At 60.9% G+C, this 20,285-nt stretch carries 16 protein-coding genes; 10 read left to right on the forward strand and 6 right to left on the reverse strand.

The genetic code is table 11. The features are described from left to right. Nucleotides 1-8 precede the first annotated feature (8 nt). The 10 genes from HFK74_RS00115 (at nt 9) to HFK74_RS00160 (ending at nt 14,414) form a co-directional block, all read left to right on the forward strand. Entirely contained in the window at nt 9-989 is a 981-nt protein-coding gene (locus HFK74_RS00115) for a MoxR family ATPase (protein ID WP_180201846.1), read from the forward strand. Continuing rightward, nucleotides 986-1,921: a DUF58 domain-containing protein gene (locus tag HFK74_RS00120; RefSeq protein ID WP_180201847.1), complete on the forward strand. Its 936-nt coding sequence runs from the start codon at nt 986-988 to the stop codon at nt 1,919-1,921. The genes HFK74_RS00115 and HFK74_RS00120 overlap by 4 nt, the downstream gene beginning before the upstream one ends. After that, nucleotides 1,918-2,499 carry a DUF4381 domain-containing protein gene (locus HFK74_RS00125; protein WP_180201848.1) on the forward strand — a complete coding sequence of 194 codons (582 nt, stop codon included), beginning with the start codon at nt 1,918-1,920 and terminating at the stop codon, nt 2,497-2,499. Before HFK74_RS00120 ends, HFK74_RS00125 begins: the two co-directional genes overlap by 4 nt. Beyond that, nucleotides 2,486-3,478 carry a VWA domain-containing protein gene (locus tag HFK74_RS00130; protein WP_180201849.1) on the forward strand — a complete coding sequence of 331 codons (993 nt, stop codon included), beginning with the start codon at nt 2,486-2,488 and terminating at the stop codon, nt 3,476-3,478. Before HFK74_RS00125 ends, HFK74_RS00130 begins: the two co-directional genes overlap by 14 nt. 1 nt (nt 3,479) lies before the next feature. Then, nucleotides 3,480-5,060, forward strand: coding sequence for a VWA domain-containing protein (locus HFK74_RS00135; protein ID WP_180201850.1), 1,581 nt, complete (start codon nt 3,480-3,482; stop codon nt 5,058-5,060). After that, entirely contained in the window at nt 5,057-6,472 is a 1,416-nt protein-coding gene (locus HFK74_RS00140) for a BatD family protein (RefSeq protein WP_180201851.1), read from the forward strand. Before HFK74_RS00135 ends, HFK74_RS00140 begins: the two co-directional genes overlap by 4 nt. Beyond that, the gene (locus HFK74_RS00145) at nt 6,469-7,497 is read left to right on the forward strand and encodes an HAD family phosphatase (RefSeq protein ID WP_180201852.1); all 1,029 of its coding nucleotides are present in this window, start codon (nt 6,469-6,471) and stop codon (nt 7,495-7,497) included. Before HFK74_RS00140 ends, HFK74_RS00145 begins: the two co-directional genes overlap by 4 nt. A gap of 70 nt (nt 7,498-7,567) precedes the next feature. Continuing rightward, entirely contained in the window at nt 7,568-9,145 is a 1,578-nt protein-coding gene (locus tag HFK74_RS00150; protein WP_180201853.1) for an arylsulfatase, read from the forward strand. A 196-nt stretch (nt 9,146-9,341) separates the two neighbouring features. Continuing rightward, on the forward strand, nt 9,342-11,855 hold the full coding sequence (locus HFK74_RS00155) for a fused MFS/spermidine synthase (RefSeq protein WP_180201854.1): 2,514 nt from the start codon (nt 9,342-9,344) through the stop codon (nt 11,853-11,855). Between the two features lie 198 nt (nt 11,856-12,053). Then, entirely contained in the window at nt 12,054-14,414 is a 2,361-nt protein-coding gene (locus HFK74_RS00160) for a tetratricopeptide repeat protein (RefSeq protein WP_180201855.1), read from the forward strand. An 8-nt stretch (nt 14,415-14,422) separates the two neighbouring features. Here the strand turns inward: HFK74_RS00160 and idi are convergent, their stop codons facing one another. The 6 genes from idi to HFK74_RS00190 form a co-directional block, all read right to left on the reverse strand. Continuing rightward, complete coding sequence (gene idi, locus HFK74_RS00165) at nt 14,423-14,941, reverse strand: isopentenyl-diphosphate Delta-isomerase (protein ID WP_180201856.1); 519 nt, start codon at nt 14,939-14,941, stop codon at nt 14,423-14,425. Next, complete coding sequence (locus HFK74_RS00170) at nt 14,941-15,750, reverse strand: trans-aconitate 2-methyltransferase (protein ID WP_180201857.1); 810 nt, start codon at nt 15,748-15,750, stop codon at nt 14,941-14,943. The genes idi and HFK74_RS00170 overlap by 1 nt, the downstream gene beginning before the upstream one ends. A 37-nt stretch (nt 15,751-15,787) precedes the next feature. Next, nucleotides 15,788-17,182, reverse strand: a complete 1,395-nt coding sequence (locus HFK74_RS00175) for a cytochrome P450 (RefSeq protein WP_180201858.1) — start codon at nt 17,180-17,182, stop codon at nt 15,788-15,790. After that, on the reverse strand, nt 17,169-17,879 hold the full coding sequence (locus HFK74_RS00180) for a dUTP diphosphatase (protein WP_180201859.1): 711 nt from the start codon (nt 17,877-17,879) through the stop codon (nt 17,169-17,171). Before HFK74_RS00180 ends, HFK74_RS00175 begins: the two co-directional genes overlap by 14 nt. Nucleotides 17,880-18,120: 241 nt before the next feature. Next, entirely contained in the window at nt 18,121-18,600 is a 480-nt protein-coding gene (locus tag HFK74_RS00185; RefSeq protein WP_180201860.1) for a DUF934 domain-containing protein, read from the reverse strand. After that, the gene (locus tag HFK74_RS00190; protein WP_180201861.1) at nt 18,597-20,270 is read right to left on the reverse strand and encodes a nitrite/sulfite reductase; all 1,674 of its coding nucleotides are present in this window, start codon (nt 20,268-20,270) and stop codon (nt 18,597-18,599) included. The genes HFK74_RS00185 and HFK74_RS00190 overlap by 4 nt, the downstream gene beginning before the upstream one ends. Nucleotides 20,271-20,285 lie beyond the last annotated feature (15 nt).

Consider the following 20,285-nt stretch of genomic DNA (forward strand, 5'->3'; position numbering starts at 1 on the left):
GAGCAAGCATGAGCGCACTCACCGACCTCAACGCCCTGCAAGCCAGTATCGCCGAAGCCGTGCTCGGCCAGGACCAGGTAATCCGACAGATCCTCGTCGGCCTGCTGGCCAATGGGCACCTGTTGCTGGAAAGCCTGCCGGGGCTGGCCAAGACCCGCACCGTCAAGGCGCTGGCCAAGCACCTGGACGCGAAGATGAGCCGCATCCAGTTCACCCCCGACCTGCTGCCGTCCGACATTACCGGTGCCGAGGTGCTGCACCAGGTCGAGGGTAAAAACGAAATCCGCTTCCAGCCGGGGCCACTGTTCGGCAACCTGATCCTGGCCGACGAAATCAACCGCGCCCCAGCCAAGGTCCAGGCCGCGCTGCTCGAAGCCATGGAAGAACGGCAGATCACCGTGGCCGGCAACAGCCATGCGCTGCCGGAGCTGTTCATCGTGGTTGCGACCCAGAACCCGATTGAACAGGAAGGCACCTACCCGCTGCCGGAAGCGCAAATGGACCGCTTCCTGATGAAGGTGCTGCTGGATTATCCGAGCGCGGAAAACGAGAGCCAGGTGCTGCGCCTGCTGCGCGAGGAAGAGCAGGCCCTCGGCGCCAAGACGGCAGCGGTACAAGGCTTCGCCCTGGCCCAGGACGTGATCTTCGCCGCACGCCGGGAAGTCAGTGCGGTGCACGTGTCCCCGGCCATCGACCGCTACCTGATCGACCTGATCAACGCCACGCGCCACCCCGTCGACTACGACGCTGACCTCGGACGCTGGATCGCCATCGGTGCCAGCCCCCGCGGCGGGATCGGCCTGGACCGTTGCGCCCGCGCCGATGCGTGGTTGCAGGGTCAGGACTTCGTCTCGCCGGACAACGTGCGCGCCGTGGTGCACCCGGTGCTGCGTCATCGCCTGCAATTGAGCTACGACGCGGTGGCCGACGGCGTGACGGCCGATCAGGTGCTCGACCGTTTACTCGACAAGGTGGCGATCCCGGCATGAACATCGATGGCCTGGTCTACGTCTCTCTGGCGCAATTGATGGCCCTGGAGTTCAAGGCCCGTGACCTGAGTTTTCTCGCGCGCCAGCCGCAGGGCAGCATCCTCGCCGGCAACCATGCCTCGCGCCTGCGCGGCCGTGGCTTGAACTTCGATGAACTGCGCCGCTATCAGCCGGGGGACGATTTGCGCCACCTCGACTGGCGCGCGTCGCTGCGCACCGGCAAACCGGTGGTGCGCACCTTCACCGAAGAGCGCGACCGTCCGGCGCTGATCCTGGTCGACCAGCGCATGAGCATGTTTTTCGGCTCGCAACGCAGCTTCAAATCCGCCATCGCCGCCGAACTCGGCGCCTTGGCGGCGTGGATGGTGTTCAACGCGGGGGATCGGGTTGGCGGGCTGGTGTTCAATGATCAGCGTATCGACGCGATTGCCCCGCTGCGCAGCCGCAAGCGGATCGAAGCCTTGTGCAGCCGTATCGCCCAGCAGAATCAGGAACTGAACGCGGCCAACCCGGACGCCGAAGGCGAAGACCAGCTCGACAAGGTCTTGCAGCAGTGTCTGGCATTAGCCGGACACGATCATTTGATCTGCATCGTCAGCGACTTTGCCGGTGCCGGCGAGCGCACGTTGCAGCTGATGCGCCAACTGGCGGCGCACAACGATGTGATCGCCATGCAGGTCTACGACCCCCTGGCGTTGAACCTGCCGAAAAATGGCCGACTGCTGATCACCCAAGGCCAGCTGCAGGTTGAACTGGCGGTGGAACGGCGTCAGGTGCACCAGCCCTTGGGCGACTTTCTCGGCGGCCGGCTCAAGGACGTGGCCACGTTGCTGCGGCGCAGCCAGGTGCCGCTGATGATGTTCAGCACCGCCACCGAAGCCCACGAACAACTGCGGGCCGAGTTGGGCAAGCAAGCAGGAGCGCGGCGATGAACCCGAACGTTCCGAGCATCGAGCAACTCAAGGAGATCGCACTGCCAGCACCGGTCAGCTACGCGCCGCAGACCTGGGGTTGGTGGGTGTTGATGGCGGTGTTTGTGGTGGCGGTGGTGCTGCTGGGCGCGCGGCGTTACCGGCAATGGCGGCGTGACCGTTATCGGCGGGAGGCTTTGCTGCGGTTGGCGCAGTTGCAAAAGCGCAGCGATGACCTGAATGCACTGCGTGAGCTTCCGGAGTTGCTCAAGCGCACCGCGATCTCCATGCCCTACACAGTCCCTGTAGGAGCGAGCTTGCTCGCGAAGGTGGCCTTACATTCAACATTGATGTCGAATGATCCGACGTCTTCGCGAGCAAGCTCGCTCCTACAAGGTCCTGCATCGCTGGGGAATGCGGATTGGCAGGCCTTTCTACAGCGCCACAGTAAACAGCCCCTCCCCGCCAACTTCAGCCACCAACTGTCGCAACTCGCCTACGCCCCTGATGCAGTGCTGCGCGCCATGCCCAACGAGCAACGCCAGCAGCTGTTTGACACCTGCAAACTTTGGGTGGAGCGTCATCATGTGGCAGCTTGATTATCCCTGGCTGTTGCTTCTGCTGCCGTTGCCGTGGTTCGGTTATCGCTACCTGCCCGATTACCGTGAAGCGCGCAGCGCCGTGCGCGTGCCGTTTTTCAGCGCCATGAGCCGCGCAGTCGGCCAGGTGCCGAGTGAGGCCGGTACGCGCACCAACCCCTGGCAATTGCTGCTGAACCTGTTGGTGTGGGTACTGTTGCTGCTGGCGGCGGCCCGGCCGGTGTACGTGGAAAAGCCCATCGAGCGCCAGCAACCGGTGCGCGACCTGATGCTGGCCATCGACATTTCCCAGTCCATGGAAACCCCCGACTTCACCGACGCCAGCGGCCAGAAGATCAATCGCCTGGCAGCGGTCAAGGAAGTCGTGCATGGCTTTATCGACAAGCGCAAAGAGGATCGCCTCGGCCTGATCGTGTTCGGCAGCGGCGCGTACCCCCAGGCGCCCTTGACCCTCGATCACGCCAGCCTGTCGCTGTTGCTGGACGACACCGGCATCGGCATGGCCGGCCCCAACACGGCGATTGGCGATGCCATCGGCCTGAGCCTGAAACTGCTGGACCAGGCCCATGAGCAGGAAAAAGTGGTGATCCTGCTCACCGACGGCAACGACACCAGCAGTGCGATCACCCCGGACCACGCGGCGCAAATGGCCGCGGCCAAAGGCGTGGTGATTCACACTATCGGCATTGGCGACCCTGACGCCTCCGGTGAGGCCAAGGTCAACTTGCAGGGCCTGCAGCAGATCGCCACGGCGACAGGCGGCAAGTTCTTCCGCGCCGAAGACCGCAACGCGCTGGATCAGGTCTACAGCACCCTCGACACACTCACCCCGCATCAAGTGAAAACCCTCAGCCACCAACCCAAGCGAGACCTGTTCTGGTGGCCGCTCGGGGCGGCGATCTCCCTGCTTGCCCTCTACCACCTGTGCGCGATGCTGCGGCCACGCCTGTCCATCGCTCGTCAGCGGCAGGAGGCTTGAGATGGAGATCAACCTCAGCGACTTCCACTTCCTGCGCCCACTTTGGCTGTTACTGCTGCCGTTTGCCGCCCTCCTGCCACTGCTATGGCGCCGCAGCCGTGACTTGCAGCGGCGTTTGCGCGGTAACATCGCCGAGCACCTGCTGCCGCACTTGCTGATTACCCCGCGGGACCAGCAATGGCTACGCCCGGTGCACCTGGTCTGCGCGCTGTTGATGCTGGGGGCGGTTGCCGCCGCCGGACCGACCTGGGAACAGGATCGCCCGGACTTCCTGGAAAACCGGGCGCCGCTGATCATCGCCATCGATCTGTCGCCATCGATGGATGCCAGCGACGTGCAACCGACTCGGCTGGAAGCGGCCAAGCACAAGCTGCATGACCTGATCCAGCGTCGTGCCGGCGCGCGCAATGCGCTGATCGCCTACGCTGGCAGCGCACATCTGGTATTGCCACCGACTGACGATCCGGCCCTGCTCGACAGCTTCATCCAGGCCCTGGGCACCGATCTGATTGGCAAACCGGGGAAAAATGTCGGGGCGGTGATCGACCAGGCCAAGCGCCTGCTGGCGGCGGAAAAATCCCCGGGTACCCTGTTATTGCTCACCGACGGTGCCGACACCTCGGCCCTGGCAGGCCTGGACAAACAACTGGCCGACAGCGCGCTGCAGGTGCTGATCCTCGCGGTCGGCAGCGAGGACGGCGGGATGATCCGCGACGCCAATGGCCAGCCACGCACCGACAGTAATGGTCGTCCGGCACTGGGCAGTTTCGATCAGGCCGCACTCAAGCAACTCGCGTCAGCCACAGATGCGCCGCTGGGCAGCCTGACGCTCAATGACGACGATCTGGATTGGGTGGAACTGCACGCCGAACAGCATTTCCAGAGCGCCAGTGACGAGCAGCATGAATTGCACTGGAAGGACGCCGGCTACTGGCTGTGCTGGCCGCTGTTGTTGATCGCGTTTTTCAGTGTGCGCAAGGGCTGGAGCCTGAACTGGATGGCCGGCTTGTTGTTGGCTGTCGGGCTTATCGTGCAGCCGGCCCCAGCGCAAGCCAATGCACTGACCGATGCCTTTTTCACCCCGGACCAGCAAGGTCGCTGGGCCTTCGAGCATGAACATTTCCCCCAGGCCGCCGCGCATTTCGTCGACCCGTACTGGAAAGGCATCGCCGCCTACAACGCCGCAGATTTCGACCTGGCCCTGGCCAGCTTCGCGCGGCTGCAAACTCCCCAGGCGTATTTCTACCTGGGCAACATTTACGTGCGCCGCTTCAAGTTCGACGATGCCATCGCGGCCTACACCCAGGCGCTGAAGTTGCAGCCGCAATTCCCTGAGGCCACGGCCAACCTCGCGCTGGCCATCGCCTTGCAGAAAGACACCGAAATCGCCGAACAGAATGCCCCCGAGGTCAAGCCGGACGAAATCAAGATGGACAAGGCACCGGGCAAGGGCCAGAGCAAAGCGCTGCACACCGAACAGGCAGCTTCGGATGCGCAGTGGTTGCAGAACCTGACGACATCGCCGGCGAAGTTCCTGAAGCAGAAGTTCAGTTTGCAGGATCAGGCTGGAGGGAAACCATGATCATTTTCCGAGACCGTGTCGCTCCCTTCGCGGGCAAGCCACGCTCCTACGGATCACCTTGCCCTGTAGGAGCGAGGCTTGCCCGCGAAGACGCCAGATCAGTCACCACAAACCTCATCGCCTTGTTACTTTGCCTGATCAGCACCAACATCCTCGCCGCCGAACCCGAACTGCGTGTCCAGGCCAGCCTGCAACCCGCCGACACCGCCATGGTCGGCAGCCTCATCGAACTACGCCTGGACGTGCTCACCGACACCTGGTTCACCAGCGCCCCCACCCTGCCCGACCTGAAATTGCCCGGCGCCCTGGTGCTGCCGTCCGATGGCCACGCCGAACACCTGAACCAGACGCTCGACGGCAAATCCTTCAACGGCATGCGCTACAGCTACCTGATCACGCCAAACGTGGCCCAGGCTTTCGATATTGCGCCGCTGACGGTACGGGCAACCCCAGGCCAGGCCACCCTCGAGCTCAGTGCGCAAAGCCAACCGCTGCACTTCACGGCGACACAACCGCCAGGGTTCAAGCCCGGCGAGCCGGTATTGGTCGCCCAGGGGCTGCGTTTCACCCAGGACATCATCAAGCCGGCCACTGCGTTGAAAGTCGGCGACAGCCTCACCCGCCAATTGACCCTGCAAGCCGACGGCGCCCTGGCCATGTCATTGCCGACGCCGGCGCTGGGGGAAGTCAGTGGCCTCAGTCGTTACCCGAAAAACCCGCAGGTCAGCAATCTGGACGACGGTCGCGGCAACTTCATCGGTGGCCAGCGCATCGACAGCGCCACTTACCGCATCGACACTCAAGGCCAGCACAGCCTGCCGGCCATCGAGCTGAAATGGTGGGACACCGGCAGCCAGCAGATCCGCACTGCCCAGGTGCCCGCGGTGAGCTTCGATGCCGCCGCCAACAGTGTCTACAAACCGGTGTTCTCGATCACCGAAGACCTGAAAAAACTCGGCCAGCAAAACCGCCTGCACCTCTCCGGATTCGCCTTAGGCCTGCTGGCGCTGCTAGTGGGAGTGGCGCTGTTGGTGTGGTTGGCGCGCCCATTCATTCATCGTGCTTACCTCGGCTGGCAGGCCCGGCGCAGTGCCCGTCACGCAGCCTGGCTGGAATCGTCCGAGTACGCCTGGCGCCAGATCCCGCCACAACTTGAAGGCCAACCCGCGCAGTTGAGCGCCTTGTACCTGTGGACCCGGCGCCGTCGCAAGGGCCTGAAACTCACCGCGTTCGGCCCGCGCCTGCAAGCGTTCCTGCGTGCGTGCTACGGCCGGCAGCCGACCAAAGATCAAGCACTGCTTCAACTCAGGCAATCCTTGACTACGCTGCATAGTCAGTCCGAACACAACGAAGAATCAGTCGCTAGCGCACTGCGACCACTCAACCCCGTTCACGAGAAGGATTTCCCATGACGAACCCGAAAGCGCACCGCCAGTTCCACGGGTTAAAACTGCTGCTGGCACTGGCCCTGAGCCTGCCATTGCTGGTGCAGGCCGCTGAACCACTGCCGTCGTGGAATGACGGTCCGTCGAAAAAGAACATCATCGAGTTCGTCCAGGCGGTGACCGATCAAAACAGCAAGGACTTCGTCAAACCCGAGGACCGTATCGCCGTGTTCGATAACGACGGCACCTTGTGGAGCGAGCAGCCGATGTACTTCGAATTGCTGTTCGCCCTGGAAGAGGTCAAGCGCACCGCGCCACAACACCCGGAATGGAAAACCACCCAGCCGTTCCAGGCCGTGCTGGAAAACGATCACAAGGCCCTGGCCGCCAGCGGCCTTGACGGCATGATGAAAATCTTCGGTGCGACCCACACCGGCATGACCACCGAAGCCTTCGACGATTACGCCAAGACCTGGCTGAGCCAGGCCCGTCACCCGAAAACCGGCAAGCCGTACACCGAAATGATCTTCCAGCCGATGCTGGAAATGCTCGACTACCTGCGCCGACAGGACTTCAAGACCTACATCGTTTCCGGTGGCGACACCGGCTTCATGCGCGCCTTCGCCGAAAAGGTCTACGGCATCCCGCCCGAGCAGGTGATCGGCACCACCTTCGTCACCACGTTTGAATACAAGGATGGCAAGGCGTCGATCCTGCGCACGCCGAAACTGGCCCACAACGACGACGGGCCGGGCAAGCCGGTGAGCATCGACGCCGTGATCGGGCGTCGACCGATCCTGGCGTTCGGCAACTCCGACGGCGACCTGCAAATGCTGCAGTGGACCGCGGCGGGCCCGGGCAAACGTTTCATGGGCCTGGTGCATCACACCGACGCCAAGCGTGAATGGGCCTATGACCGCCAGTCGCAGATCGGCCGTCTGGACAAGGCCCTGGACGAAGCAAAAAACCGTGGCTGGACCGTCGTGGACATGGCCGCCGAGTGGCGCCGGATCTACCCTTTCGATGCCGCCACACCTGAGCAAGTGCAATAAAAAAGCGTGACGCAGGACCGCAATGAACGTTTGTCGCACCCGAGCGACTCAAGCAAAAGGAGCAAGTCATATGACTGGCATACGCAAGTGGTTACCGAAGGCGGCCTTGCTGGCGGCTTCGGTGATGGCGTTCTCGGCGACAGCCGGGGCCGCGGATAAGCCCAACATTCTCGTGATCTTCGGCGACGACATCGGCCAGACCAATATCAGCGCCTACTCCATGGGTGTGGTCGGCTACAAGACGCCGAACATCGATCGCATTGCCAAGGAAGGCATGATGTTCACCGACTATTACGCGGAGAACAGTTGCACGGCCGGGCGCTCGACCTTCATTACCGGCCAGTCCGCACTGCGCACCGGCCTGTCCAAAGTGGGCATGCCGGGCGTGCCGGTGGGTTTGCAGGCCAGGGACGTGACCATTGCCCAGGCGCTCAAGGCCAAGGGCTACGCAACGGGTCAGTTCGGCAAGAACCATTTGGGGGACAAGGACGAGTACCTGCCCACCAACCATGGCTTTGACGAGTTCTTCGGCAACCTCTACCACCTCAATGCCGAAGAGGAGCCGGAACGCCCCTACTGGCCGAAGGACGATGCCGAGTTCGTCAAGGCAGCCTCTCCGCGCGGCGTGATCCACAGCTTCGCCGATGGCAAGATCGAAGACACCGGCGCGCTGACCAAAAAACGCATGGAAACCATCGACGACGAAACCACCGCCGCCGCCCAGGCGTTCATCGAGAAACAGGCCAAGGCGGACAAACCGTTCTTCGTCTGGATGAACACCACCCGCATGCATGCCTTCACTCACGTGCGCGAATCCATGCAAGGCCAGAGCGGCATGCCCGGTAACGAGTATGCCGACGGCATGCTCGAACACGATGGCGACGTCGGCAAATTGCTGAAGACGCTGGATGACCTGAAGATCACCGATAACACCATCGTGGTCTACACCACCGACAACGGCCCGAACCAATGGTCCTGGCCGGATGCGGCAACCACCCCGTTCCGCAACGAGAAAAACTCCAACTGGGAAGGTGCCTATCGGGTTCCGGCGATGATTCGCTGGCCGGGCCACGTCAAGCCTGGCGAAGTGTCGACCCAGATGTTCTCCGGACTGGACTGGTTCCCGACCTTGCTGGCGGCTGTCGGCGATACCGATATCAAGGACCGCCTGCTCAAGGGCGCCGACGTAGGCGGGAAGAACTTCAAGGTGCACCTGGACGGTTACAACCAGTTGGATTATCTGACCGGCAAGGCCGACAAGAGTGCGCGGAACGAGTTCTTCTACTTCAACGATGATGGCGTGCTGGTGAGCATGCGCTACAACGACTGGAAGTTCGTTTTCTGTGAGCAACGTGCGCCGGGGGGCTTCAAGGTCTGGAGCGAACCATTCACCTGCCTGCGCGTGCCGAAGATTTTCAACTTGCGCATGGACCCCTACGAGCGTGCCGATGTTGTATCTGACCAATACTATGACTGGCTTGCGAAGAACGACTATCTGATATTCCAGGGTATCTCGAAATCCGCAGCCTTCCTGCAAACCTTTATCGACTACCCGCCTAGCCAACGCCCGGCGAGCTTCAGTATCGACCAGGTACAAGAGGAAGTTGACAAGAAAATCGCAGAAAAAATGAAAGCGGGTGCCAAGTAAGGCCGCTTGACCACCGCTCGCCTTCATCGGCGAGCGGACTTATTTTTGTAATGCGAACACATTCTCTGTAGGAGCTGGCTTGCCAGCGAATGCGGTGGTTCAGACAACCACTTCGTCGACTGCAAGTCCGCCTTCGCTGGCAAGCCAGCTCCCACAGGGTTGGTGTTGAATTCGGGTTTTGTATAAGGCATCCGCAATGTCCTCACGTGTCGCCAGCAAGTCGTCGGCCATACCTGCCCCCCACGTCGCCTCCCCGGCGCTGTTGATCCCCGCCCTGCTGCTGTTCGTCTCCGGCGCCGCCGCGCTGGTGTATCAGGTGCTGTGGATCAAGCAGCTGTCGCTGGTGGTGGGCGTCGAGGTGTACGCCATCACCACCGGGATCAGCGCATTTTTCGCCGGCCTGGCCCTGGGTGGCCTGTTGTTCGGACGCTGGGCGGACCGCTTGCAGCAACCGGTCCTGTTGTACGCCGGGCTGGAAGTGCTGGTGGCGGTGCTGGGTGTGGGCGCGACCTTCGCCATGAGCCTGGCGGCCAGTCCGTTTGCCTGGCTGGAGCAGCAGGTGGGCCTGTTGGCCTGGGTGTTGCCGTTTGCGCTGGTGGGCATTCCTGCGTTGCTGATGGGCGGCACGCTGCCGGTGCTGGTGCGCTCCCTGGCCGCCGATCCGCAGCAATTGGGCAAGGCCGGTGGTCACCTGTACGCGGCCAACACTGCGGGCGCCATTGCCGGCACTCTGCTCGCCGCGTTTGTATTGATTGCCAGCCTCGGCGTGCGCGGCAGTGCCCTGGCCGCCGCGATGCTCAATCTGCTGGCCGCCGCCGGTGCCCTGTGGTTCCAGCGCCAGCGCGTCCTGGCCGTTGAACCCCCGGTCCATCACCCTGCCGAGAAAGCGCCGGATCGCCTGGCCCTGTGGTTGTATTCGATTGCCGGCGGCGTGGCCCTGGGCTACGAAGTGGTCTGGTCGCAGTCCATCGTGCAGTTCATGAGTACCCGCACCTATGCCTTTGCCGTGGTGTTGGCGACGTATCTTACCGGGCTGTTCCTCGGCAGTGCCCTGCTCGCCCGTCGGGTGGATCGCCTGCGCGATCCCTGGGGAGTGTTCGGCCTGCTGATCGCCGGCGCCGGCTTGATCGCATTGCTGGAAATTGCCCTGCTGGGGCGTTGGCTGGTGCTTGCGCAAAGCGCGGCCGAAGCCTGGGTGCTGTCATTGGGCGCCAGTGAATTGCTCGGCATGAGCACACGCTTCGCCGTGGCGGCGCTGAGCATCGTGTTCGTGCCGACGGTGCTGCTCGGTGCGGCGTTTCCCGTGGCCCTGCGCTTGAGCGTCGGGCGCGACCATGTAGGGCGCAATGTCGGTGAGGTGGTGGCGTTCAATACCCTGGGCGGTATCGTCGGGGTGATGCTCTGCGGCTTTGTGCTGATCCCGTTGCTGGGCCTGGTTCGAACCCTGGGACTGCTGGCGCTCATCGCCGCGGGGATTGGCTACTGTGCCGTGCGCAAGGGCCATGGCGTGAAGAAGGGACGGCGTCAGGGTGTGATCGCCGTCGGCCTGGTTTCGGTGGCGCTGGCGCTACTGACCCCGGTGGACAAACTGGCCAGCCTGCTGCCCGGCGCGCGCAACGGCACCTTGGCGTTCTATGAGGAAGGTCGCGGCGGCACCGTCGCCGTGGTCACCCAGGGCAAGGGCCAGAGGGCGTTCCAGCGCTTGTATATCCAGGGTGTCTCAAACACCGGCGACGCCATGCCTTCGCTGCGCTACATGCGCATCCAGGCGCTGCTGCCATTGTTGATCCACAACGGCGAACCCCGCTCGGCATTGGTGATCGGTTTCGGCACGGGCATCACCGCCGGCGCCCTGACGCGCTATCCGGGCCTGGAGCAGCGCGTTGTCGCTGAATTGCTGCCGTCCGTGGTCAAGGCCGCGCCACTGTTCAAGGGCAACTTCAATGCCGCCGCCGACCCGGGTGTCGACGTGCGCCTGCGCGACGGTCGCCAGGAACTGCTGCGCAACCCGCAGCGCTACGACCTGATCACCCTCGAACCACCACCGCCCTCCGCAGCCGGTGTGGTCAACCTGTATTCCCGGGACTTCTACCAGTTGGCCGCCAGCCGCTTGCACAAGCAGGGCCTGGTCGCGCAATGGCTGCCGCTGCCAACGCAGAACATCGACGACTCGCGCTCGCTGGTGCGCAGTTTCCTTGATGTCTTCCCCTACGCCACCCTGTGGACCAGCGAGTTCCACGAGATGCTGCTGGTGGGGTCGCTGGAGCCGATCGAACTGGATGCCGCAAAAATCACCCAACGTTTCCAGCAGGACAGTGTGCGCAGCACCTTGCAAGACGTCGGTATCGGCTCGGCTGCCGCCCTGCTCGCGACCTGGGTTACCGACCGCGCCGGCCTGGAACGCTTCGCCGCTGATGCACCGGCAGTGACGGATGATCAGCCGCGAATCGAATACGCGCCGTGGGTGCGCGCCAAGGAGATCAGCCGCGTGCTGCCGGCCCTGCTGGACTTGCACCAACCGCCGGTGCTGGTGAACGCCGATCAGGGGTTTACCGAGCGAATGAACACCCACCGGCAACGCCTGATGCAGTTCTACCGGGCGAGCCTGCACGCCTATGACGGTGACCGGGATGCCTGGGCCAGGGATGTGCGCGAGGTGATGCGCGGGGATGGGGGGAATCCGTATTTCCGGTGGTTTATCGGGGAGTGATGCGGTGCCTGTCAGGCCGCTATCGCGAGCAGGCTCGCTCCCACATGGAACGCGTTTTTCTGTAGGAGTGAGCCTGCTCGCGATGGGGCCATCAGCTTCACCACAACCATCATTTGACAGAAGCCGGCCATCCGGCAAAGCTGCATCGAGCATGAACGCGCGCCTGACGGCAAACGCACCTGGACTACGGAAGTCGTAATGCCGAAACATAAAAATAAAGCAGCAACCCCAAACCCTGATTCGCAACCGACCTTGATCCATCGATACCTGTTCCCCGTCACCATCGGCGCCTTGTTGCTGGCGGTCGCGGGCATCGGCTGGTTCCTGCTCAGCAGCCAACCGGCTCCGGTAAGCTACGCGCCGGTCAACACACCTGTCGCGCAACCCGCAAAAGTGCAACCGCAACCCGTCGCAGTGGCGCCGGCGACCATGGTCGACGAGCAGCAATGCCAGGGCTGCCACAGCGCACAGGTCAAGGACTGGCAAGGTTCCCATCACCAATTGGCGATGCAGGAAGCCAACGCGCAGACCCTGCTCGGCGACTTCAACAACGTCACCTTCAAGGGCGAAAACGAAACCACCCGGTTCTCGCGCAAGGACGACGGCTTCTGGGTCAACACCCCTGGCATCGACGGCAAGAACGCCGACTTCAAGGTCGCCTACACCTTTGGCATCGCTCCCTTGCAGCAATACCTGATCGAGGTCGGCGAAGGTCGCTTGCAAGCCCTCGGCATCGCCTGGGATACCGAGAAGCAGCGCTGGTTTCATCTCTATCCAGGCCAGGGGGTGACCTTCAAGGACCCGCTGCACTGGAGCAAACCGAGCCAGAACGCCAACTTCATGTGCGTCGAGTGCCATACCACCGGGTACAAGCGCAACTTCGATGCTGCGAGAAACACCTTCGACAGCCAGTGGAACAGCCTCGGCGTCGGTTGCCAGGCCTGCCACGGCCCGGCCTCCAATCATCTACAATGGACGGCGAAAAAAGGCGATCTGATCCACTCGGGTTTTGCCGTCGACCTCAAGGACAAGAACGCGACCGTCGAGATCGAAACCTGTGCCCGCTGTCACTCGCGTCGTGCGCCACTGGGCGACGGCTTCACCGTTGGCAAGCGCCTGATGGACGACTACCTGCCAAGCGCCCTGACCCGCGAGCTGTATGCGCTGGATGGCAAGATCAAGGATGAAGTGTTCGAACACGGTTCGTTCGCCCAGAGCAAAATGTTCGACAAGGGCGTGCGCTGCAGCAACTGCCACAACCCCCACAGCACCGAATTGAAGGCGCCGGGCAATGGTGTGTGCCTGCAATGCCACAACACGGCTGGCAAGACCTCCATCGAGGGCGTCGACGGCAAAGGCCTGCAAGCGAAGAACTACGATTCGATCGAACACACCCGCCACACCATGGGCCAGCCGGGGTCGCAGTGCATCGATTGCCATATGCCCGGCAAGTTCTACATGGGCAATGACTTTCGGCATGACCACAGTTTCAGCATCCCCAATCCCGAGCGGGCGAAAAAGCTCGGCACGCCGGACGCCTGCCTGACCTGTCACCAGGGCAAGGCCGGCGACAAGGTTACCGAGCAGTTCAAGCTCTGGAACACCTCCACCGCCGCCCAGGCCCCGCGTTACGACGAAAGCCTGTGGCTGATCCGCAACGGCCAGCCTGGCGCCGCGCAAGCCCTGTACGAGCAGCTGCAGCGCAGCAACCTGCCGGCGATTCAACGGGCGACCCTGCTTGCCGAGTTACCGCTGTACCCCAGCGAGCAGGCGCTGAAACTGGCCACCCGGGATTTGAGCAACCCGGCACCTCAAGTGCGTGAAAGTGCGGTGCAGGCGATCAGCGCTTTCCTGCCGCCATCGGAGCGTGCGCCGCTGTTGACGCCATTGCTCAGCGATCCGGTGAAGGCGGTACGCATTGCGGCGGCCCGGGATTTACTCAGCGTCGCGCGCAATGGCTTGGGCACGGCCCAAGGCAACTGGAACGCGGCCATCGCCGAGTACGAGACCGTGCAAAAGAGCCTGGCCGAACGCGCCGAAGCCAACCTCAACCTGGCCATGCTGTACCAGGCCAGCGGCCGCAGCGGCGAAGTCGAAGGTTTGTTGCGCACATCACTCCAACGCGACCCGGACTTCTACCCGGCGCTGGTGACCCTGGTGCAATGGCTGGAAGCCAACGGCCGCGTTCCGGAAGCTCAAGCGCTTCTGGCGCAAAGCCTGAAGGAGCACCCCGACGCCGCACTGCTGCAACACACCCAGGGTTTGTCGCTGGTGCGTGCCGGAAAATCCGATCAGGCCATGCCTTTCCTGCGTAAAGCTGCACAACTCGAACCGCAGACCGCGCAATACGGCTATGTGCTGGCCGTGGCCCTGCATGACAGCGGCAAGGTCGATGCCGCGTGCGAGGAGCTGGAAAGGCTGTTGAAAGTGCAGCCAGCCAACCGCAATGCGCGGCTGTCGCTGATCCAGTACTACCTGGACAGCGGCCAGGAACCGAAGGCGCAGGTGCTGTTGCAGGGCTGGAAGAAGCTCAACCCTGGAGATCCGGCCTTGAAGTAACAGTAGCCTCACAGGTTAAATTCTTTTATTGCCCGGGCGAAGGTGTGTCGAAACCAAGGTGTGAAGTGCTCCGGATCCCGGAGCATGCGTGCCTGTGTTTGCCTTTGGGATGCGTAGCAAAACGCCTGGGCTTCATGAGGGTTCAACACCGGCAACTGATCGCTGATCGCATAAAATACATGCCCGTATTCGTGTTCCACCAAGCCTTGGTTCACCACTAGCCTGTATTTGAGTTTAAAGCCCTTGTGTAACCTGCAGCTAAGGCCCATCTCCTCCTCCAGCCGCCTCTGTGCCGCTGCAAGCGTGTCCTCGCCAGGGTATGGGTGACCACAACAGGTATTACTCCATAGCCCGCCACAATGGTACTTATCGGCGGCGCGTTGCTGTAGTAACAGTTCATGCCGGGAGTTGAACACGTACACCGTGACCGCTCGGTGCAACAGACCCTTTTCATGGGCTTCAAGCTTTTCCATTTCGCCCACTGGCCGATCATCTTCATCGACCAGAATCACCTTGATCACCGTCATCAAACTTTCTCCAAGTGCAGCTGAACCATTCGCAAGGTACCGACCACATGCAGCGGATCGCTGCCGATGTAAGCCAGTTGCCCAATAATTGAATCTGCCTCTTGCACGGTACATAACCCCATCGAAATCAATGGCTGGTGGATCTGCGCAAATGAACGCCACAACAGGCTTTTCTGATAGCGGGTGGTCAGGATCGGTTGACTGAACGAGTAGTCCTTTACTCTGACACCCTCCAAGGCATGGACATAACCCCAGAGCGGATCGATGCAGTCAAAACGCAACCCCATCCTGGATGTCAGGGTTTGTCCCAGGATGTTGGCACGATCGAGCGCCTCATGGCGGGGATAACAAAAAAAAGGGAACCCCGGCTCCTCGATCAATAGCGAACCGCCAGGTTTACAGAGTGCCAGGGCGTTACTGAAGAATGTGTCCCACTCCCTCAAATGTAATAGGACATAGCGACAATAAACTGCATCCGCCTCTGGAATGCCCTGGGCAGGAGCCAGCACATCATGGCGAAGAAAGGTGACATTCGGCACATCTTGCGCCACCTGGTTTTGTTCGCATATTGCAAGTTGCTCATCAGAATGATCCAGCCCGAACACCCGGGCCTGGGAGAACTCTTTCGCCATCCAGCAGGTCATTTGACCGTGTCCACAACCCAGGTCGATCAACGTACTTACTGGAATCGCCAGTTGGCGTCTCAAGAAATCCTGGCTGCCTGGATTGTAGATATTGGCCAGGACTTCGAGGCGCTCGCGGTCGGCATCGCCCACATGCAATAGATAGGACGGGGTTTGACTGTCCATGTATGACTCCATTTCCAATGGTTTTATCAGCGTGGGATTAACGCCTGCTGAGTTTTACCGACACTTGAGAGGGGCAAAGTGTGAAGGCGTAGACTTCAATCGTTTCGCCGGCTTGTGCGTCCACAACCACGTTGAAATTCCTGGCCAAAGTGCTGATGGCCATGACGCATTCAAGTTTCGCCAGACGATGACCGGGGCAGTACCTTGGACCTGAACCAAAGGGCATGAAGGCTTTGCGGTTGTCGTCGGCGAAGCGGCCATCATCGAGCCAGCGCCCGGGGCACATCTGCCGGGCATCAGTAAAATTGGAAGCCTGCTGTCCCAGATGACCCGTCAACAAAAACAACGGGGTGCCCCGAACCACGGGTATATCGCCAATGACCACATCCTGATTGGGTTCCAGCGTCAGAAGCGGAAACACCGGTTTGAGGCGCATGCTTTCCTGTATGACAGCATTTATGTAGTGCAACTCATCAATTTGCTTGATATCGCTTACTCTGGAGCCGGTGCCAATTACCCTATCCACCTCACGCTGCATCTCACGCTGAATTTCAGGGTGACGGGACATGTAGTAAATCGTCCAGGCAATGGTATTGGCCGTGGTGTCTTCTCCGGCCAGCAGGAAAGTCAACACGTTGCCGACAATTTCCCCGTCGCTAAGGGCACTGGTGTCGTTCTTGTTTTGATAGGCGACCAATGCCTCAATCATGTTAATCGGATGCTCACAACGCTCGGAATCAGCAGTAATCCGGGCCCGCGCCCGAACAATCATGTCATTGACCGTTTGGTTGATCTGCGCCAGCGCCGCGTCAAACTTGTGGTCTGCTGCCGACTTTACATAGCGCCAGTAGGGGAATATCGCGGCCTGGCGTCGCGCCGCCGTTTGCAGGAACTGTGACAGGGAACCCTGTAGTGCGCTGTCTTCATCATTCAAAGTGTTTAGATCACTGCCAAAGGCAAACCCGGCAACGATGTCGACGGTGTAGCGCATTGAGTCCTGGCGAACATCAAACGGCTGCCGGTCGATAGCGCGCTTGCGCCAATGTTTTTCAAGACGCTCTGTGACCGCCCCGAGTCGACTCCAAAAACGCCTGACATGCTGAGTGTCAAATGTCGGAACAATAAGCTCCCGATGGCGCCGCCATTTATCCCCCTCGGCCACAAACACACCATCGGCACCGACTTCCAGGCCCAATTCTTCCATTTTGTTCCAGCGTCGGAACTTTTCCGGGCGGTTGCGCAACAACTCGCTGATCAGTGTCGCATCGCAGATCACTAAAATACGGCGCCTGCCGATCCTGAAGCTATAGATAGGACCATAACGGTCTGCCCACTCACATAGTTGCTGGTAGGCGAGCGATGGCTTGAGTTGCAAAGAGTTACCGATCAGTGGCAGCCCAACAGGTCCGGGCAACTGTTTAATCGTCTGCATCGTGGTTCTCCGCTTTGGCATTGCTGCGGCAGGTGAATCGCGAATACATATTTTTTAATGTCTGATAAAGATGCGTGTCCTGATGGGCGCGTCCGTTCGCTGTGCACTGACACAGTTCAGCGAGATATAGACTGTCTTCTTTGCCGTCCCAGTCTTTGCGGTACCGCCCCAAGCTGTATCCATTGAGTTGCCGAAATACATGCAACTCATATTTTTGTCGGTACCTTGAAAGTACGGCATCCCAGTCGCCCAGGCCCGAAAGGCACATTATGCGCTCCAGTAAGGGCAAGGCGATTACTCCAAAAATCGCCAGGCCCGTGAACCATTCCAACAACGGCAGAACGTCACAAGCCCTCAAATCCATTGCCTGCTTGTTGAACACGTAATGCTTCAATGCTGGATCCGATTGCCCGACCAGGGCTCGAGCCGACAGACTCAGGTCACCCTGGCTTTCACTGATGAGATGGGAGAGGAAGAAACTCAATATATCCATGAGTTCATACTGAAACTGAAGCATGTCAGGGGTCTGTGGAGTCCACCATTTCCAGCCATAGTGGTCCATGGCCTCGGCAGTTTCGACCACTACACCACGCAAGTAAGGATAGTGAGCCTGTGTCCAGTGCGGATCGACCAAACAATTAAGGCTGTTCTGCCATGAAACTAAAGGCAGAGCCTGTTCAAGCGATATTTTCTCCATCAAGTGCCCCCTCAACTTGTCCATCTATCCAAAGCTGAACACAGTCTCATTTTCGAATGGGGGGCAACTATCGGGCTTTTCGGGTTTACAGGTACGAAACTGCAATGCAGAACGACATCCTTTGATGACTAATCCCGCGTTTATTTAAACAAAGTTGCCTATCAGAACGGTGTGAGTATTCAACGGAAAAACATTCCAGACTGCGCAATAAATCCTGTACCAAGAAGCTTCTGGCGTCCGCTTAGCGCCGCCGAAACAAGGGCCGCGGCTCGATCACCGAACGTCCGTACAACACGCTCATCCCCACCAATCCCTTCAACGCATCCTCAACGGATTTGTCCTCGCGCACAGCGAAACTGTCGAAACCACACTGACGCATATGACTGAGTTGATCGCGCAACACATCACCCACCGCACGCAATTCCCCACGCCAGCCCAATCGAGTGCGCAGCAAATAGGCCTGGCTATAGGCCCGGCCATCGCGAAAACTCGGAAAATCCAGGGCGATCAACGGCAACTGGCCAAACCACTGTTCGAGCCCCTCCACCTCATCATCCGGCCCCAGCCACACAGCGTGTTCCCGTGGATTTTCCAGCCAGCGCGCCAACGGCAAGATCACCTTGCCCCTTGGCAATGGCGGCTCCGGATCGCGGACAAGCGTCCATGGATCATCCAGCGCAATCCGCGCCCCGCCCTCCTCCAGACGCAACAGATTGTTCATGCCGACACCTCTAGCACTTTCGGATAAACCGCCTCTTTGAACGGCTCCAGCCCGATGCGCTGCAAAGTGTCGACAAACAGTTCCTCGCTTTCGCGGTATCGCACGAAGGTGTCGACGATCTGCTCGATCACCCTTGGTACTTGCGCCGCGCTGAAGGATGGGCCGATGACCTTGCCCAACGCGCTGTGCTTGCCCTGGGCGCCACCGAGGGTGATCTGGTACCACTCGCTGCCGTTCTTATCGACCCCCAGGATGCCGATGTTGCCGATGTGGTGGTGACCGCAGGCGTTCATGCAGCCGGAGATGTTAAGGCTGATGTCGCCCAGGTCATGCAGGTAATCGAGGTCTTCGAAGCGCGCTTGAATGGCCTGGGCGATGGGGATCGACTTGGCGTTGGCCAGCGCACAAAAGTCACCACCGGGGCAGGCGATGATGTCGGTGAGCAAACCGGCGTTGGCGCTGCCGAGACCTTGATCGCAAGCCAGGCGCCAGAGCGTGAACAAGTCGGCTTTTGGCACGTCCGGCAGCACGATGTTTTGCTCGTGGGCGATGCGGATCTCGCCAAAGCCGAAACACTCGGACCACTGCGCCACCGCCTCCATTTGCATGGCGGTGACATCCCCCGGCGGCGCGCTGCTGCCCGGTTTGGTCGACAGCACCACGCTGGCATAGCCCGCTACCTTGTGGGCTTGTACATTGCGCTGCACCCAGCGGGCGAACGCCGGGTTCCGGGCCAGATGCGTGCCGAAATCAAGGCTGCTATCCGCCTGTTCGCGATATTGCGGCGCAACGAAGGCAGCGGCCACGCGCTCGAACTCCTCAAGGGTCAGTTGCGCCGGGCCATCCTTGATGTGCGTCCACTCCTCCTCGACCTCCCTGGCGAACGCCTCGATGCCCAGGGCTTTCACCAGGATCTTGATCCGCGCCTTGTACTTGTTGTCCCGCCGGCCATGACGGTTGTACACCCGCAACACCGCCTCGACGTAGGACAGCAGGTGCTGCCATGGCAAGCCCTGGCGAATCTGCAAGCCAAGGATCGGCGTACGCCCCAGGCCGCCGCCGACGATCACCCGCAGCAGCATTTGCCCGTCATCGCCCGGGTAAAGATAGAGGCCGATATCATGCATCATGATTGCCGCGCGGTCCTGCTCGGCCGAGCAGATGGCGATCTTGAACTTGCGCGGCAGGTAGAGGAATTCCGGGTTGATGGTCGACCACTGCCGCAGGATTTCCGCCAGCGGGCGCGGGTCGATCATTTCGTCGGCCGCCACCCCGGCAAAGGCTTCGGTGGTGATGTTGCGCACGCAGTTGCCGGAGGTCTGGATGGCGTGCATGTTGACCTGGGCCAGGCGTTCGAGGATGTCCGGCACCTCGGCCAGTTCGATCCAGTTGAACTGCATGTTCTGCCGAGTGGTGAAGTGGCCGTAGCCGCGATCGTAATCCCGGGCGATGCTCGCCAGCGTGCGCATCTGCCGGGAACTCAGGGTGCCGTAGGGAATGGCGACGCGCAGCATGTACGCGTGTTTTTGCATATACAGGCCGTTTTGCAGGCGCAACGGCAGGAACTCTTCCTCGCTCAGTTCGCCCGCCATGAAGCGTTCGACCTGATCGCGAAACTGTGCAACCCGCTCGAACACCAGTGCCCGGTCATAGTCGTCGTACTGATACATCCAAATACCTCAGGT

The sequence above is a fragment of the Pseudomonas sp. SbOxS1 genome (genome assembly GCF_013416725.1).
Lineage (GTDB): Bacteria > Pseudomonadota > Gammaproteobacteria > Pseudomonadales > Pseudomonadaceae > Aquipseudomonas.